This is a genomic window from Variovorax sp. LjRoot175 (assembly GCF_964253805.1).
Taxonomy (GTDB): domain Bacteria; phylum Pseudomonadota; class Gammaproteobacteria; order Burkholderiales; family Burkholderiaceae_C; genus Variovorax.
The window spans coordinates 4,690,983-4,705,522 of the sequence record NZ_CAXURY020000001.1 but is presented as its reverse complement, the minus strand read 5'-3'; the positions used below and the strand labels follow the sequence as shown (position 1 = coordinate 4,705,522).

The 14,540-nt window shown below is 68.5% G+C and carries 15 protein-coding genes; 13 read left to right on the top strand and 2 right to left on the bottom strand.

The window, feature by feature from the left end:
* Nucleotides 1-185 precede the first annotated feature (185 nt).
* The 11 genes from ACSQ89_RS23455 to ACSQ89_RS23405 all read left to right on the top strand — a co-directional run bounded on the left by ACSQ89_RS23455 (nt 186) and on the right by ACSQ89_RS23405 (nt 10,686).
* Entirely contained in the window at nt 186-614 is a 429-nt protein-coding gene (locus tag ACSQ89_RS23455) for a MaoC family dehydratase (protein WP_436296491.1), read from the top strand.
* A gap of 22 nt (nt 615-636) precedes the next feature.
* On the top strand, nt 637-1,464 hold the full coding sequence (locus ACSQ89_RS23450) for an SDR family NAD(P)-dependent oxidoreductase (RefSeq protein ID WP_436296490.1): 828 nt from the start codon (nt 637-639) through the stop codon (nt 1,462-1,464).
* Complete coding sequence (locus ACSQ89_RS23445) at nt 1,464-2,618, top strand: acyl-CoA dehydrogenase family protein (RefSeq protein WP_436296625.1); 1,155 nt, start codon at nt 1,464-1,466, stop codon at nt 2,616-2,618. The genes ACSQ89_RS23450 and ACSQ89_RS23445 overlap by 1 nt, the downstream gene beginning before the upstream one ends.
* Nucleotides 2,615-4,288: a long-chain-fatty-acid--CoA ligase gene (locus ACSQ89_RS23440; RefSeq protein WP_436296489.1), complete on the top strand. Its 1,674-nt coding sequence runs from the start codon at nt 2,615-2,617 to the stop codon at nt 4,286-4,288. The genes ACSQ89_RS23445 and ACSQ89_RS23440 overlap by 4 nt, the downstream gene beginning before the upstream one ends.
* Nucleotides 4,285-5,085, top strand: a complete 801-nt coding sequence (locus tag ACSQ89_RS23435; RefSeq protein ID WP_436296488.1) for an enoyl-CoA hydratase/isomerase family protein — start codon at nt 4,285-4,287, stop codon at nt 5,083-5,085. Before ACSQ89_RS23440 ends, ACSQ89_RS23435 begins: the two co-directional genes overlap by 4 nt.
* Nucleotides 5,086-5,099: 14 nt before the next feature.
* The gene (locus tag ACSQ89_RS23430; protein ID WP_436296624.1) at nt 5,100-6,005 is read left to right on the top strand and encodes an SDR family NAD(P)-dependent oxidoreductase; all 906 of its coding nucleotides are present in this window, start codon (nt 5,100-5,102) and stop codon (nt 6,003-6,005) included.
* Between the two features lie 8 nt (nt 6,006-6,013).
* Nucleotides 6,014-6,418: a Zn-ribbon domain-containing OB-fold protein gene (locus tag ACSQ89_RS23425; RefSeq protein ID WP_436296487.1), complete on the top strand. Its 405-nt coding sequence runs from the start codon at nt 6,014-6,016 to the stop codon at nt 6,416-6,418.
* Nucleotides 6,415-7,593 (top strand): thiolase, encoded by a 1,179-nt coding sequence (locus ACSQ89_RS23420; protein WP_436296486.1) that lies wholly within the window; start codon nt 6,415-6,417, stop codon nt 7,591-7,593. Before ACSQ89_RS23425 ends, ACSQ89_RS23420 begins: the two co-directional genes overlap by 4 nt.
* 10 nt (nt 7,594-7,603) lie before the next feature.
* Nucleotides 7,604-8,758: an acyl-CoA dehydrogenase family protein gene (locus tag ACSQ89_RS23415; RefSeq protein WP_436296485.1), complete on the top strand. Its 1,155-nt coding sequence runs from the start codon at nt 7,604-7,606 to the stop codon at nt 8,756-8,758.
* 32 nt (nt 8,759-8,790) lie between these two features.
* Nucleotides 8,791-9,765: a Bug family tripartite tricarboxylate transporter substrate binding protein gene (locus ACSQ89_RS23410; RefSeq protein WP_093111936.1), complete on the top strand. Its 975-nt coding sequence runs from the start codon at nt 8,791-8,793 to the stop codon at nt 9,763-9,765.
* Between the two features lie 165 nt (nt 9,766-9,930).
* A complete protein-coding gene (locus ACSQ89_RS23405; protein WP_436296484.1) occupies nt 9,931-10,686 on the top strand; it encodes an SDR family oxidoreductase in 756 nt (251 codons plus the stop codon).
* Between the two features lie 15 nt (nt 10,687-10,701).
* On the opposite strand, the gene ACSQ89_RS23400 is transcribed toward ACSQ89_RS23405, so the two are convergent.
* A complete protein-coding gene (locus ACSQ89_RS23400; protein WP_436296483.1) occupies nt 10,702-11,118 on the bottom strand; it encodes a nuclear transport factor 2 family protein in 417 nt (138 codons plus the stop codon).
* A 2-nt stretch (nt 11,119-11,120) separates the two neighbouring features.
* Nucleotides 11,121-12,731, bottom strand: coding sequence for a bifunctional 3-(3-hydroxy-phenyl)propionate/3-hydroxycinnamic acid hydroxylase (locus tag ACSQ89_RS23395; RefSeq protein WP_436296482.1), 1,611 nt, complete (start codon nt 12,729-12,731; stop codon nt 11,121-11,123).
* A gap of 140 nt (nt 12,732-12,871) precedes the next feature.
* Here ACSQ89_RS23395 and ACSQ89_RS23390 point away from each other — a divergent pair, with 140 nt between their 5' ends.
* Nucleotides 12,872-13,981, top strand: a complete 1,110-nt coding sequence (locus tag ACSQ89_RS23390; RefSeq protein WP_436296481.1) for an alcohol dehydrogenase catalytic domain-containing protein — start codon at nt 12,872-12,874, stop codon at nt 13,979-13,981.
* Between the two features lie 13 nt (nt 13,982-13,994).
* On the top strand, nt 13,995-14,537 hold the full coding sequence (locus tag ACSQ89_RS23385; RefSeq protein ID WP_093111928.1) for a cupin domain-containing protein: 543 nt from the start codon (nt 13,995-13,997) through the stop codon (nt 14,535-14,537).
* Nucleotides 14,538-14,540 lie beyond the last annotated feature (3 nt).

Genomic DNA, 14,540 nt, shown 5'->3' with positions numbered 1-14,540 from the left:
GCGGGATCAGGCCGGCGGGGCGCGCTGCTCCGCTCATGTCCCCCGGCGGCCTGCGGCCTCCTCCTCCTTTACTTCGCTGCGCAGCGCGCCCCGCCGTCCTGATCGGTCAAGCGTGGTGGGTGTTCATGGGTTGGTCACCCGCCGCCCTCGGCCCGCCCCCGCACTCAATCAAGAGGCCTTCAGCAATGACAACCACCACCCTCCCTGCCTGGGACGCACTGCAGCCGGGCGACATGCTCCCAACGTTGGAACTGCCGCCGATCACCCGCCTTGCACTCGCGCTGTACTGCGGTGCTTCCGGCGACCACAACCCGATCCACGTGGACACCGACTTCGCTAAGTCCGCCGGCATGCCCGACGTGATCGCGCACGGCATGCTGTCGGCCGCCTGGCTGGGACGGCTGTTGACGACCTGGGTGCCGCAGTCGGCGATCCGTTCGCTCGATGTGCGCTTCGCCGCCATCACCCATGTGGGCGAGCGCATCAGCTGCACCGGCAGGATCGCCGAGAAGTTCGAACACGAGGGCCGGCGCTGCGTGCGGCTGCACATTGCGACCGCCAACCACGAAGGCATACAGAAGCTGACGGGCGAGGCGCTCATCGCTTGGAATTGACACAGGACATAGGAGACAACACATGAACCGCAAACTCGAAGGCAAGGTCGCCATCGTTTCCGGCTCCGGCCGCGGCATCGGGCGCGAGATCGCGCTCAAGCTGGCGAGCGAGGGCGCCCGCGTCGTCATCAACGACCTCGACGCCGAACCGGCCGCGCAGACCGTCGCCGACATCGTGGCCGCGGGCGGCAGCGCCACCGCCTGCGCCGGCAGCGTGACGGACAGCGGCTTTGCCGACCGCTTCGTACGCACCGCCGTCGACAGCTACGGCGGCCTGGACATCATCGTCAACAACGCCGGCTACACCTGGGACAACGTGGTGCAGAAAATGACCGACGAGCAGTGGGAAGCCATGCTCGCCGTGCACCTGACAGCGCCCTTCCGCATCCTGCGCGCGGCCTCCAACTTCATCCGCGATGCCGCCAAGCGCGAGGCCGACGAAGGCCGCGAAGTGTTCCGCAAGGTGGTCAACATTTCCTCCACCTCCGGCGTCTACGGCAACGCTGGCCAGGCCAACTACGCGGCCGCCAAGGCCGGCATCAACGGCCTGACCAAGGCCATGGCCAAGGAATGGGGCCGCTACAAGGTCAACGTCAACAGCGTCGCCTTCGGCCTGATCAAGACCCGCCTGACCGAGGCGGATGCCAGCGCTGGCGCCAGCATCGACATCGAGGGCCGCCAGATCAAGGTGGGCGTCAACCCGCAGATCCTGAAGAACGCGGAAGCCATGATCCCGCTGGGCCGCGGCGGCACGCCGCAGGAAGCGGCCGGCGCGGTCTACCTGTTCTGCATCCCGGAGTCCAACTACCTCAGCGGGCAGGTGCTGGTTTGCGGAGGCGGCCGGCCGTGATGAACCCCACCCGGCCGTGGATGACAGAGGAGCTGGAGATGCTGCGCGACAGCGCGCGCCGCTTCTTCGAGCGTGAATGCGTTCCCAACGAAACACGCTGGCGCGCGCAGCACCACGCCGACCGCGACATCTGGACCAAGGCCGGTGCCGCCGGGCTGCTGTGCGCCAGCATCCCGGAGGAATACGGCGGCGGCGGCGGCAGCTTCCTGCACGAGGCGGTGATCTGCGAGGAGCAGATGCGCGCCATGGCGCAGAGCTTCAGCAACAACGTGCACAGCGGCATCGTCGCCCACTACCTGCTGGCCTACGGCACCGAGGAACAGAAGCGCCGCTGGCTGCCGCGCATGGCCAGCGGCGAGTTGGTGGCGGCCATCGCGATGACCGAGCCCGGCGCGGGCACCGACCTGCAGCGCATCAAGACGCAGGCGCGGCGCGATGGCGACCATTGGCGCATCAGCGGCAGCAAGACCTTCATCACCAACGGCATGCATGCCGGCCTCGTCTGCGTCGCAGCGAAGACGGATGCCGCGGGTGGCGCCAAGGGCATCTCGCTGCTGATGGTGGAGACCGAAGGCACGGCGGGCTTTCGCCGCGGGCCGCTCTTGGACAAGATGGGCCAGAAGACGCTGGACACCACCGAGCTCTTCTTCGACGACGTGCGCGTGCCCGCCGAGAATCTGCTCGGCGCCGAGGAGGGCCGCGGCTTCCCGCAACTCATGGCGCAGCTGCCGCGCGAGCGCATGCTGATCGCCGTCGGTGCGGTGGCGAGCATGCAGCGCGCGATCGGCGAGACGCTGGAATACGTACGCGACCGCCAGGTGTTCGGCGAACCACTGCTGAAGATGCAGAACACCCGCTTCAAGCTGGCCGAGTGCGAGACGCAGGCGCAAGTGGCGCGCGCCTTCGTCGACGACTGCATCGCCCGCCTGATGCGCAACGACTTGGACGTGCCGACCGCAGCGATGGCCAAGTGGTGGACCACCGACGCCTGCTGCCGCATCGTCGACGAATGCCTGCAGCTGCACGGCGGCTACGGCTTCATGAACGAATACCCGATCGCGCGCCTCTATGCCGACGTGCGCGTCGGCCGCATCTATGGCGGCGCCAACGAGGTGATGAAGGAGATCATCGCCCGGGCCATGGAGAAGCAATGATGGCCCAGGGCGAAGGTCCGCATTTCCGCTTCTGGCCTAAAGGCGTCGCGCGCGAGCTGGTCGTGCCGCAGGCGACGCTGCCGGAGTACCTCGAGGTCGCGGCGCGGCGCTATCCGGAGAAGGCCGCGATCGTCTACTGCGGCAGCGTCATCCGCTATGCCGAGCTCCAGCGACGCGTGGCTGCGATGGCAGCCTGGCTGTGCGACACGCTCAAGCTGCAGCGCGGCGACCGCGTGCTGGTGGCCAGCCAGAACTGCCCGCAGTTCGTGGTCGCCTGCTACGCGGTCCTGCGCGCGGGCGGCGTCGTGGTGCCCGTGAATCCCATGAGCAAGGCCCGGGAGGTCCGCTACTACGCCGAGAACAGCGGCGCGCGCATCGCTTTCGTGGCGCAGGAGCTGCTGGAGCACTTCGAGCCGGGCTTGTTCGACCGGATCGTCGTGCACGCGTACGCCGAGGCCGTGGGGGACACCCCCGACGAGATTCCGGACTGGGTGCTTGCTCCGCTGCGTCCGATCTCGCGCCCGGATTGCGAAGGCTGGGCTTGCGTGCCGGCCGCCGGCGATGGCGCCGACCCGGGTGTGCGCCCCACGGACCTCGCCATCCTGCCCTACACCTCGGGCACCACCGGCCATCCCAAGGGTTGCATGCACACCCATCAGACGGTGATCGCCTCGTTGGCCGCCTCGCACGTCTGGAAGGGCCTGCATTGCGAGACGGTGGTGCTCGCGGTCGCACCGCTGTTCCACATGCTCGGTCTGCAGAACGGCATGAACATGCCGATCTTCCTGGGCGGCACCTCGGTGATGCTCCCACGCTGGAATCCGGCCCTGGCCGCCCGTCTGATCGAGCGCCACCGCGTCAGCGCGTGGACGGCCCCGCCGGCGATGATCCTGGACTTCTTCTCGAATCCCGAGGTGGCGCAGCGCGACATCTCCAGCCTGACCCTGCTCTCCGGCGGCGCCGCGGCGATGCCGGAAGCGGTGGCGACGATGATGCAGCAGCGCCACGGCATCACCTACAACGAGGGCTACGGCCTGACCGAGACCGCCTCCTTCCTGCAGGCCAACCCGCTCGCGCGCGGCAAGCGCCAGTGCCTGGGCATCCCGGCGCAGGGGGTTGACACCCGCATCGTGGACCCGGAGACGCTGAAGGAACTGCCGCAGGGCGAGGTGGGCGAGCTGGTCACCCATGCGCCGCAGAACACCGTCGGCTACTGGCGCAACCCGCAGGCCGATCGCGAAGCCTTCTTCGAGCTGGAGGGCAAGCGCTTCTTCCGCACCGGCGACCTGGCCTACATGGACGAGGAAGGCTACTTCTTCATGCGCGACCGCCTCAAGCGGATGATCAACAGCTCGGGCTACAAGGTCTGGCCGGCCGAGGTGGAGAACATGATGTACGAGCACCCGGCGATCCACGAGGCCTGCATCATCGGCGTGCCCGACGCCAGGCAGGGCGAGGCGGTGAAGGCGATCGTCTCGCTCAAACCCGCCTTCCGCGGCGAGGTGAAGGAAGAGGACATCGTCGATTGGGCACGCGGCCGCATGGCGGTCTACAAGGCGCCCCGTCTCGTGGAATTCGTGGACGCCTTGCCCAAGTCGGGCACCGGCAAGATCCTCTGGCGCGAGCTGCAGGAGCAGCATCGCGCCGCGGCAAGGAAGGAATCCGAATGAGCGACAACCCCGTTCGCTACGAACGCCGCGGCACCACGGCCGTGGTGACCCTCGACGACGCCGCCACCCGCAACTCGCTCACCCCCGACCTGAAGGAGGGCCTGGCGGCCGCCATCGCGCGGGTCAAGGCGGACAGCGGCATCCGCGCCGTGGTGATCACCGGCGCCAATGGCGCCTTCTGCGCGGGCGGCGACCTGCGTGGCATCGCCGCCGCCGGCGCGCTCGAAAGCGACGGCTTGCGAGCCCGCATGCAGGGCGCGCACGCGATCTTCCGCGAGCTGCTGTCCCTGGACCGCCCCGTCATCGCCGCGGTGGACGGTGCGGCCTACGGTGCCGGCTTTAGCTTGGCGCTGGCGGCGGACTTCGTGCTGGTGACGCCGCGTGCCCGCTTCTGCATGGTCTTCATGCGGGTCGGGGTCATCCCGGACTGCGGCGCCACCTACACGCTGCCGCGCATCGTCGGCGCGCAGCGCGCCCGCGAGCTGTTCCTCTCGGCCAGGGAGGTGGACGCGCGAGAGGCGCTGGCGCTCGGCATCGCCATGGAGCAGCACGAGCAGGCCGCGCTGCTGCCGCGGGCGCTGGCCCTGGCGGACAGCTTTGCCGGCGCCTCGCCGCTGGCCGTGGGCCTGGTCAAGCGCATCGCGCTCGACGCGGGCGCCATGGAAGCCGCCTTCGAGGCCGAGGCCGACGGCCAGGCGCTGTGCTTCCAGACCACGCTGCATCGTAAGGCGCTGCAGCGGTTCTTCGACAAGGAGCCGCCGGCCTTCCAGTGGCCGGCGCGCACGGACAAGGAGTGAAACGCATGAACAGGATGGTGGAGAACAAGGTCGTCGTGGTCACGGGTGCCGGCGGCGGCATCGGCCGCGACATCGCGCTGGCCATGGCGCGCGAAGGCGCCAAGGTGGTGGTCAACGACATCGGCGCGTCGGTGGGCGGCGAAGGCAAGGATGAAGGCCCGGCGCAAGCCGTGGTCAACGAGATCAAGGCCGCCGGCGGCCAGGCGGTGGCCAGCACCGACAGCGTGTCGGAGTCGGCCGCCGCGGCGCGCATCGTCGGCACGGCGGTGGAGGCCTTCGGCCGCATCGATGTCGTCGTCAACAACGCCGGCATCCTGCGCGACCGCTTCTTCCACAAGATGAGCGCCGAAGAGTGGGATGCGGTCATCAAGGTGCACCTGTACGGCAGCTTCTATGTGAGCCGGGCTGCGGCCACGCACTTCAAGGAGCAGGAGAGCGGCTGCTACGTGCACATGACCTCCACCTCCGGGCTGGTCGGCAACTTCGGCCAGGCCAACTACAGCGCGGCGAAGCTCGGCATTGCCGCGCTGTCGAAGTCCATCGCGCTCGACATGCAGAAGTTCCATGTGCGCTCCAACTGCATCTCGCCCTTTGCCTGGAGCCGGATGATCGGCTCCATCCCGACCGAGACGCCCGAGGAGCAGGCGCGCGTCGATCGCCTGAAGCAGATGACGCCCGCCAAGATCGCGCCGCTGGCCGTCTGCCTGGCCAGCGACGCCGCCAAGGATGTCAACGGCCAGATCTTCGCCGTTCGCAACAACGAGATCTTCCTCATGAGCCAGCCGCGGCCGGTGCGCTCGGTGCACCGCGGCGAGGGCTGGACCCCGCAGACGGTGGCCAGCCAGGCGTTGCCGGCGCTGAAGGCGAGCTTCTACGAGCTGGAGCGATCGGCCGACGTGTTCAGCTGGGACCCGATCTGAGGACGCGCATGACGACACCGACCATCGAAGAAGGCGCCGGCAGCGTGCAGGCCTTCCACCAGGACGAACTGGATGCCGGCCGCTTCCTCGTGCAGCGCTGCAGCGAGTGCAGCCGCCATGTGTACTACCCGCGCGCGAGCTGCCCGCACTGCGGCAGCGCGGCGCTGGAATGGACGATGCCCTGCGGCCTCGGCACCGTGCATGCCGTGACCACCGTGCGGCGCAAACCCGCGGATGGAGGCGACCTCAACGTCAGCCTGATCGATCTCGACGAAGGCGTGCGGCTCATGAGCCGCGTGGACAACCTTGCGCCCGATGCGGTGCGCATCGGTCAGCGCGTCAGGGCGCGGGTGCAGGTGAAGGACGGCCGTGGGCTGGTGCTGTTCGATGCCATCGAAGGAGCCACTGCATGAGCGCCGGATTGAAGGCATTGCGCGGCAGCGCCGCGATCGCCGGCGTCGCCACCTTCGGCTGCGGCGAGACGCCCGGCTTCACCGACATGGAGCTGCTGGCGCGCTCGGCACGCGCGGCCGTGGCCGACGCGGGCCTGACGATGGGCGATATCGACGGCCTGTGCACCGCGAGCGCTTCGGCCGCGATGTGGGCCCTGCCGGTGGTCGAATACCTCGGCCTCAACCCACGCTACATCGACGGCACCATGCTGGGCGGCAGCAGCTTCATCGCGCACCTGCTGCCTGCGATGCAGGCGATCCGCGCCGGCCAGTGCAGCGCGGTGCTCATCTGCTATGGCAGCGCGCAGCGCAGCGCCGCCTTCGGCCGGCGCGAGATCGTGGCGGCGCGCCGCTTCCTCGACCCGCAGCCTTACGAGCATCCCTACGAGCCGATGCTGCCGGTGTCGGCCTATGCGCTGGCCGCTTCGCGCCACATGCACGAGTTCGGCACCACGCGCGAGCAGCTCGCCGACGTGGCGGTGGCGGCGCGTGCGTGGGCGCGGCTCAACCCGGAAGCCTTCATGCGCGAGCCGCTCACGCGGGAGGAGGTGCTGGGCGCCCGCATGGTCTCGGACCCGCTCACCGTGCGCGACTGCTGCCTGGTCACCGACGGCGGCGGCGCCTGCGTGCTGGTGAGCGCCGAGCGCGCGAGGGACCTGCCGAAGAAGCCGGTCTACGTGCTGGGCAATGCCACGGCGGTGTGGAACCGGCAGATCTCCTCGATGGCGGATCTCACAGTCACCGCGGCCAGCCAGTCGGGCCGCGAGGCCTTCGCGATGGCGGGACTCGCGCCCAAGAACATCGACGTCGTACAGCTCTACGACGCCTTCACCATCAACACGCTGCTGTTCCTGGAAGACCTGGGCTTCTGCCCCAAGGGCGAGGGCGGCAGCTTCGTCGCCGGCGGCGCCATCGCGCCGGGCGGCCGGCTGCCGGTCAACACCAACGGCGGCGGGCTGTCCTGCGTGCACCCCGGCATGTACGGCATCTTCGCCTTGATCGAAGCCGTGCGGCAGCTGCGCGGTGAATGCGGCGAGCGCCAGGTGAAGAACGCGCACACCGCCATCGCCCATGGCAACGGCGGCATGTTGTCCAGCCAGGCCACCGCCGTTCTCGGCACGGCCGAAGCGCTCTGAGGAACCGACCATGATTCGCGACCCGCAAACGCTGCAAGCCCTGCTCGACGCGGTCGAGCGCTTCGTGCGCGAACGGCTGGTGCCGGCCGAAGCGCAGGTGGCCGAGACCGACGAAATCCCCGACGACATCGTGCGCGAGATGAAGGCGCTCGGCCTGTTCGGCCTAACCGTGCCCGAGGAGTTCGGCGGCCTCGGCGTGACGATGGAAGAGGAGGTGATGGTGATGCTGGCCATGGGCCAGACCTCGCCCTGCTTCCGTTCGCTCTTCGGCACCACGGTGGGCATCGGCTCGCAGGGCATCCTGTTGGACGGCACCGAGGCGCAGAAGAAGAAGTACCTGCCGCTGCTCGCGACCGGCGAGCTGATCGCCTCCTTCGCGCTGACCGAGCCCGATGCCGGCTCCGACGCGGCCTCGCTGCGCACCACGGCCATCCGCGAGGGCGACCACTACATCGTCAACGGCACCAAGCGCTTCATCACCAACGCGCCGCATGCCGGCATCTTCACGCTGATGGCGCGCACCGATCCGCAAGACAAGGGCGCGGGCGGCGTCTCGGCCTTCATCGTGGAGGCGAACACGCCGGGCATCAGCATCGGCCGCAAGGACCGCAAGATGGGCCAGCGCGGCGCCCACACGGCCGACGTCATCTTCGAGAGCTGCAAGGTGCCTGCCGGGCAACTGATCGGCGGCCGCGAAGGCCAGGGCTTCAAGACCGCGATGAAGGTGCTGGAGAAGGGCCGCATCCACATCGCCGCCATCTGCGTCGGCGTGGCCGAGCGCATGCTGCGCGACGCGCTGAACTACGCCATCGAGCGCAAGCAGTTCGGCCAGCCCATTGCCGAGTTCCAGCTGGTGCAGGCGATGCTGGCCGACAGCCAGGCCGAGATTTACGCCGCGCGCTGCATGGTGATCGATGCGGCGCGCCGGCGCGACGAGGGCCGCAACGTCTCGACCGAGGCCTCCTGCTGCAAGCTGTTCGCCTCCGAGATGTGCGGCCGCGTCGCGGACCGCGCGGTGCAGATCTTCGGCGGCGCCGGCTACATCGCCGACTACGGCATCGAGCGCTTCTACCGCGATGTGCGCCTATTCCGCCTGTACGAAGGCACGACGCAGATCCAGCAGATCGTCATCGCCCGCAACCTGGTGCGCGAAGCGATGCGTTGAGTTTTTCCCCACCCACCCGAGGAGACAAGACCATGAAGACATCGAAGATGCGAAGACTCTGCATTGCCGCCGGCCTGGCCGCGCTGCTGGCCGCGCCGGCCGTGGCGCAAACGGCCTATCCGAGCCAGCCGCTGAAGCTGATCGTGCCGTACCCCGCCGGCGGCGCCACCGACACGCTGGCGCGCACCATCGGGCAGAAGCTGCAGGAAGCCTGGGGACAGCCCACGCTGGTGGAGAACCGGCCCGGCGCCGGCGGCACCATCGGCAACGCTTTTGTCGCCAAGGCGCCGGCCGACGGCCACACCCTGCTCATCGCCATCACCGCGCTGATCCAGCAGCCGATGCTGATGGAGAAGCTCCCCTACGATCCGTTGAAGGACCTGGCGCCCGTCACCATGATCGCGCGCAGCCCGAGCATGCTGGCCGTGCCGCTGGACTCGCCCGCCAAGAACCTGAAGGACTTCATCGCGATGGTGAAGGCCAGCCCCGGCAAGTACAACTTCGGCAGCTACGGCGCCGGCACCTCGTCGCATATCCAGGGGGCGCTCCTGAACATGCAGGCCGGCATCGACCTGGTGCACGTGCCCTTCCAGGGCGCCGCACCGCTGGCGACCAACCTGGTCGGCGGCCAGCTGGCCTCGGCCTTCATCGACAGCGCCAGCGCCCGGCCGCACCTCAAATCCATGCGCCCGCTGGCGGTGACCGGCACGCAGCGCATGCCCGGGCTGCCGGACGTGCCCACCTTCGCCGAGCTGGGCTACCACTCCTTCGATCCCTACGGCTGGTTCGGCGTGTTCCTGCCGGCCGCGACGCCGGCGCCGGTGGTGCACAAGCTCTCGGACGAGATCGACCGCATCCTGCGCCTGCCGGAGGTCACGGCCAAGATCGAGGCGCTGGGCCTGCAGGTGGGCGGTGGCAAGCCGGAAGAGTTCCAGAAGCTCGTGCGCACGGATGCCGCCATCTACGCCAAGATCATCAAGGACGCCAATATCCGGCTCGCGCCCTGAGCCTGCGCGCGCGGCGCCGAGGCGCCTGCGATCTGCCCGCATGAAGAACGAATACGACTGCGAGTGTCACAAACCCGCGCTGCGAGACGTCCTATAAACATGGACGGCCGCATGGGGCGACCGTCCAGTGGGTTGACAGACAAGCTGAACGGAAAGGACTTCATCATGAAAATCGCAGTCATCGGCGGCAGCGGGCTCATCGGAACAAAGCTGGTGAAAAAGCTGCGTGAGCGAGGCCACGAGGCAGTCGCCGCCTCGCCCTCGGAAGGCGTCAATACCCTGACCGGAGAGGGCCTGGCCCAGGCCCTGGCAGGCGCGCAAGTTGTCGTGGATGTGGCGAACTCGCCCTCGTTCGAGGACGCCGCGGTCCTGAACTTCTTCGAGACCTCGGGCCGCAACCTCCTTGCTGCGGAACAGGCGGCCGGGGTCGGCCACCACGTTGCGCTGTCGGTCGTGGGCACCGAACGGCTTCTTGAAAGCGGCTACTTCCGCGCCAAGATGGCGCAAGAGAACCTGATCAAGGCGTCGCCTGTCCCCTACACCATCGTGCGTGCGACGCAGTTCTTCGAGTTCGCCGGAAGCATCGCCCACACGAGCACCGAAGGAGAGACGGTCCGGCTCTCGCCGGCGCTCGTGCAGCCCATGGCGGCGGAGGACGTTGCAGAGGCGCTGTCGGAGGTTGCGCTCGAAGCGCCGATCAACGGCATGCTCGAGATCGCCGGGCCTGCGCCGTTGGGCCTGGACAAATTCGTCGACCAGTTCCTGAGCGCCACCGGAGACGCTCGCAAGGTGGTCACCGATCCCGCCGCGCTCTACTTCGGCACGGCGCTGGACGATCGATCGCTCACCCCGGGCAAGAGCCCGCGCCTCGGCAAGACCACCTTCACGGACTGGCTCAGCCGGCCCAAGGAAGCGCGATAGGGCGGCCGACGGCGATCACGTTTCTTGTGTGATGCTCATCTCGAGCGGCGTGGTCTGGAATGCCAGCTGCCGCCACTGGCCGTCCTTCTGGACCCAGACCTGCATCACGCGCGAGTCGATACGCACGGTACCGCTGCCATCCTTGCGCACAGCGACCAGCAGCTGGCGGCCGGTCATCAGGGCGGTGCTGCCCAGCACCTGGACCTTGAGCTCCGACCGGTCGATCTGCCGGTAGTCAACGTGCGTGCCGCCGGCGCGGAAATAGCTTTCGTAGTCGTCGGTCTGGCCCTTGGCGTGGACGTGCGTGAGTCCAGGATGAAGGATCTCGCGCAGCCGTGCGAAGTCGGCTCGCTTCATCGCCTCGCAGCGCTGGGTTTCGAGATCCAGCAGCAGCGACGCGGTATCGGAGGGCGTGAGTGGGTTCTGGGGCATGGTCAATCCAGCATCAAGGCGTGGGTGGCGGTCGAAGCGATTGCTAGCGCGATGCGGGCGCGTTCGAGCAGCGCCTGCGCGCCGTCGAGATCGGCGGCGACGCCGTAGACGATGTGGTCCGGACGCACGAGCGCCGCGCCGCAGTCGTGGGTCTCGAACCAGCGCGCGATGACGCCATCGGCCTCTGCGAGGCCAACCAGGCCCTCGACATCGTCGGCATCGCACAGGCAGACCGCTTTCGCATGCAGGGCCCGGAGACCGGCGGCCAGGCGGTCGAACTGTTCGTGGGAAGGCGCATCGCGCAGGAACAGCAGGAAGCCGCGCGGCAGCAGGTCGTCCATCATCTGCGCGGCGCCCTGCGGGCCGAGCCGTCCCACCGCCTGAGGGAAAGGCGTCCCTGCGGCGCCGTGTCCGCCGTCGATCAGGCCGTGGCGCACGCCGGGCAGAAGGCTCTGGCGCAACTGCATCCTGACCTCGCCGCCTTGCTGCTCGCGCAGGCCGCGATCGCGCTGGGCGGCGCGTTCGGCGTCGCGCTCGCAGATGATCTGGCCCAGGCGCTTGACCGTCCGGGTGGTTTCCTCGACCTGCGGGCCGCGCTCCGTGCCGTAGCTGTCCAGCAGCGCGTCAGGCGCATCGCCCTGCAGCACCCAGTCGAGCTTCCACGCCAGGTTGACGGCGTCGCGCAGGCCCTGGCACATGCCCTGCGCCAGGAAGGGCGGCATCTGGTGCGCCGCGTCGCCGGCCAGCAGTACGCGTCCCTGCCGCCACTGCTCGAGGACGACCGCGTGGAACCGGTAGGTCGCGGCCCGCCAGATGCGCGCCTCGTGCGGCGCGAGCCAGGGCGAGAGCAGGGTCCAGATCGCGTCGTGCGGCATCTCGCGCTGCCCCGCCTCGTGCGGCAGCAGCAGGAATTCCCAGCGCCGGTGCGTGCCCGGCCCCACCACGTAGGTGCAGGGGCGAGCCGGGTCGCAGTACTGGATGTTGGTGGCCGGCAGGCGATCGAGCATGTCCTCGTTGACGTGCATGTCGACCACGATCCAGGGCTCGTCGAACTCCAGGCTCTTCAGGCCGAGGCCGAGCTGCTTGCGCATGGGGCTGGTGCCGCCGTCGCAGGCGACCACGTAGCGCGCCCGCAGCTGTGCCGGCGTGCCGTCCGGCGCCCGCGCGGACAGCATCGCGTACCCGCCTTCTTCCTGCACCGACGTGACTTCATGGCCCAGGTGGACCGACACCGACGGCATCTCGCCCACGGCGCGGCGCAAGGAGGCTTCGAGCGCCGGCTGGTTGAAGGTGTACGAAGGCGCCCAGGCTAAGGGGTAGGGCGAGGGGCCCATGTCGAAATGCTGGATCGGCTTGCCATCCGCGCCCTGATAAATCGTGGGGCGATAGGGCGTCATGTGGGGCGCCAGCGCGCCCGCGATGCCGATCTCCTGGAAGGTGCGCAGCGCCTCGTGGTCCAGCGCGAAGGCGCGCGGCAGCGGATAGATCTGATCGGACTTGTCGAAGACGGCCACGCGCCGGCCACGCCGGCCGAGCAGCGCGGCCAGCGATGCGCCGACCGGGCCGAAGCCGATGACGGCGACATCGACGGGCTCGCCGAAGGATTGATTCACTCGTTGTCTCCAAATGCATGAAGACAAAATTGTGCATAAAAATAGATGTTATGCACCGAGGGTTCTCCCGGATGGCATTCGTCATCGCGACGCAGAAAAATGCACAAAACCAGATTTGTGCATTCAACAAGGAGACGCCAATGTCGATGATGAAAGCCGCCCGACTTCACAAGGTCGGCGCACCGATGGAGATCGAGCAACTGCCCATTCCATTGCCCGCCGCCAACGACGTGCAGGTGAGGGTGCATGCCTGCGGCATCGTGCCGAACCTGGGCAACATCCTGGCGAACTGGACCACCTGGTTCCCCGAGCTGCCGCTGCCGCCGCTGCCCGCCGTGTTCGGGCTGGACCCGGCCGGCGAGGTGACGGCCGTCGGCTCCCACGTCCATACCTGGAAGCCGGGCGATCGCGTGTACGTGAACCCGAGCCTGTACTGCGGCGGCTGCCGCGCCTGCCGCAACGGCGACCTGATCAACTGCACGCACTACGCCTTCAGCGGCTACTTCGGCTTTTCGCAGAACTCGCTCAAGCTCTACAAGAACTATCCCTATGGCGGCCTGTGCGAGTACATGATCGCGCCCCAGTACGCGCTGGTGAAGCTGCCCGACAACGTGAGCTTCAACCAGGCCGCGCGCTTCGGCTACCTGGGCACCATGTACTCGGCGATGCGCAAGGCGAAGGTGGGGCCCGGCCGCAGCGTGCTGATCAACGGCATCAGCGGCACGCTGGGCATCGGCGGCGCGCTGTTCGGCCTGGCGATGGGCGCCACGCGCATCCTCGGCACCGGCCGCAACAAGGAACTGCTCGAACGCGTGAAGGCGCTGGCGCCGGACCGCATCGAGGTCTTCTCGAACGCCGACGGCGAGGCCATCGACACGTGGGCCAAGGCGCGCACCGACGGCCTGGGCGTGGACACCTTCATCGACGCGCTGGGCCCGGGCGCGCCACACGAGACCCTGCAGCAGGGCATTCGCGCGCTCAAGCGGGGCGGTCGCGCCTTCAACATCGGTGCCATCGCGGGCATGGTGGGCATGGACCTGCACACCATGATGGACGAGCAGCAGAGCATCGAGGGTTCGGCCTGGTTCACGGCCGGCGAAGGCCAGGACATGGCCGACATGGCCGAAGCCGGAACGCTGGACCTCTCGGTGTTCGAGCATGTCTGCTATCCGCTGGACCGCATCAACGAGGCGATCTCGGGCATCGCGACGCGCAACGGCGGCTTCAGCAACTTCGTCATCAACCCCTGAACGGCGGCGCACCATGAAGATCAGACGCGTAGTGGCCGGCACCGGCGCCGGCGGCAAGTCCCAGCTGTTCTCGGACGCGGCGGCGCCGCGCAGCTTCGAGTTCGATTCGGTTCCAGGCTTTGCGGCGGCACTGCTGTGGTCCACCGAGGCGGGCGACACGGTGGGCCGGGGCGTTGCCGCCGATCGCAGTCCGCAGGTCGGCTTCGTTCCTGCGGAGGGCGGGACGCGGCTGATGTTCGTCACCTTTCCGCCCGACGCGGTCATGATGCGCGCGGACTTCGATGCGGCGGCCTTCGGCGCCGAGTTCGCGGCGCGCGTGCCGGGCCTGGCCGAAACCTTCGAGCCCGAGCATCCCGGCATGCACACCACCGACAGCATCGACTACGACGTGGTGCTGGAAGGCGAGATCACGCTGGAACTCGACGACGGCGTGCAGGTGCCGCTGCGCCGGCACGACGTGGTCGTGCAGCACGGCAACCGGCATGCGTGGCGCAATCCCGGCGACCGGCCGGCGACCATGCTCTTCGTGCTGATCGGCACGCGGCGCAAGGAGTGATCC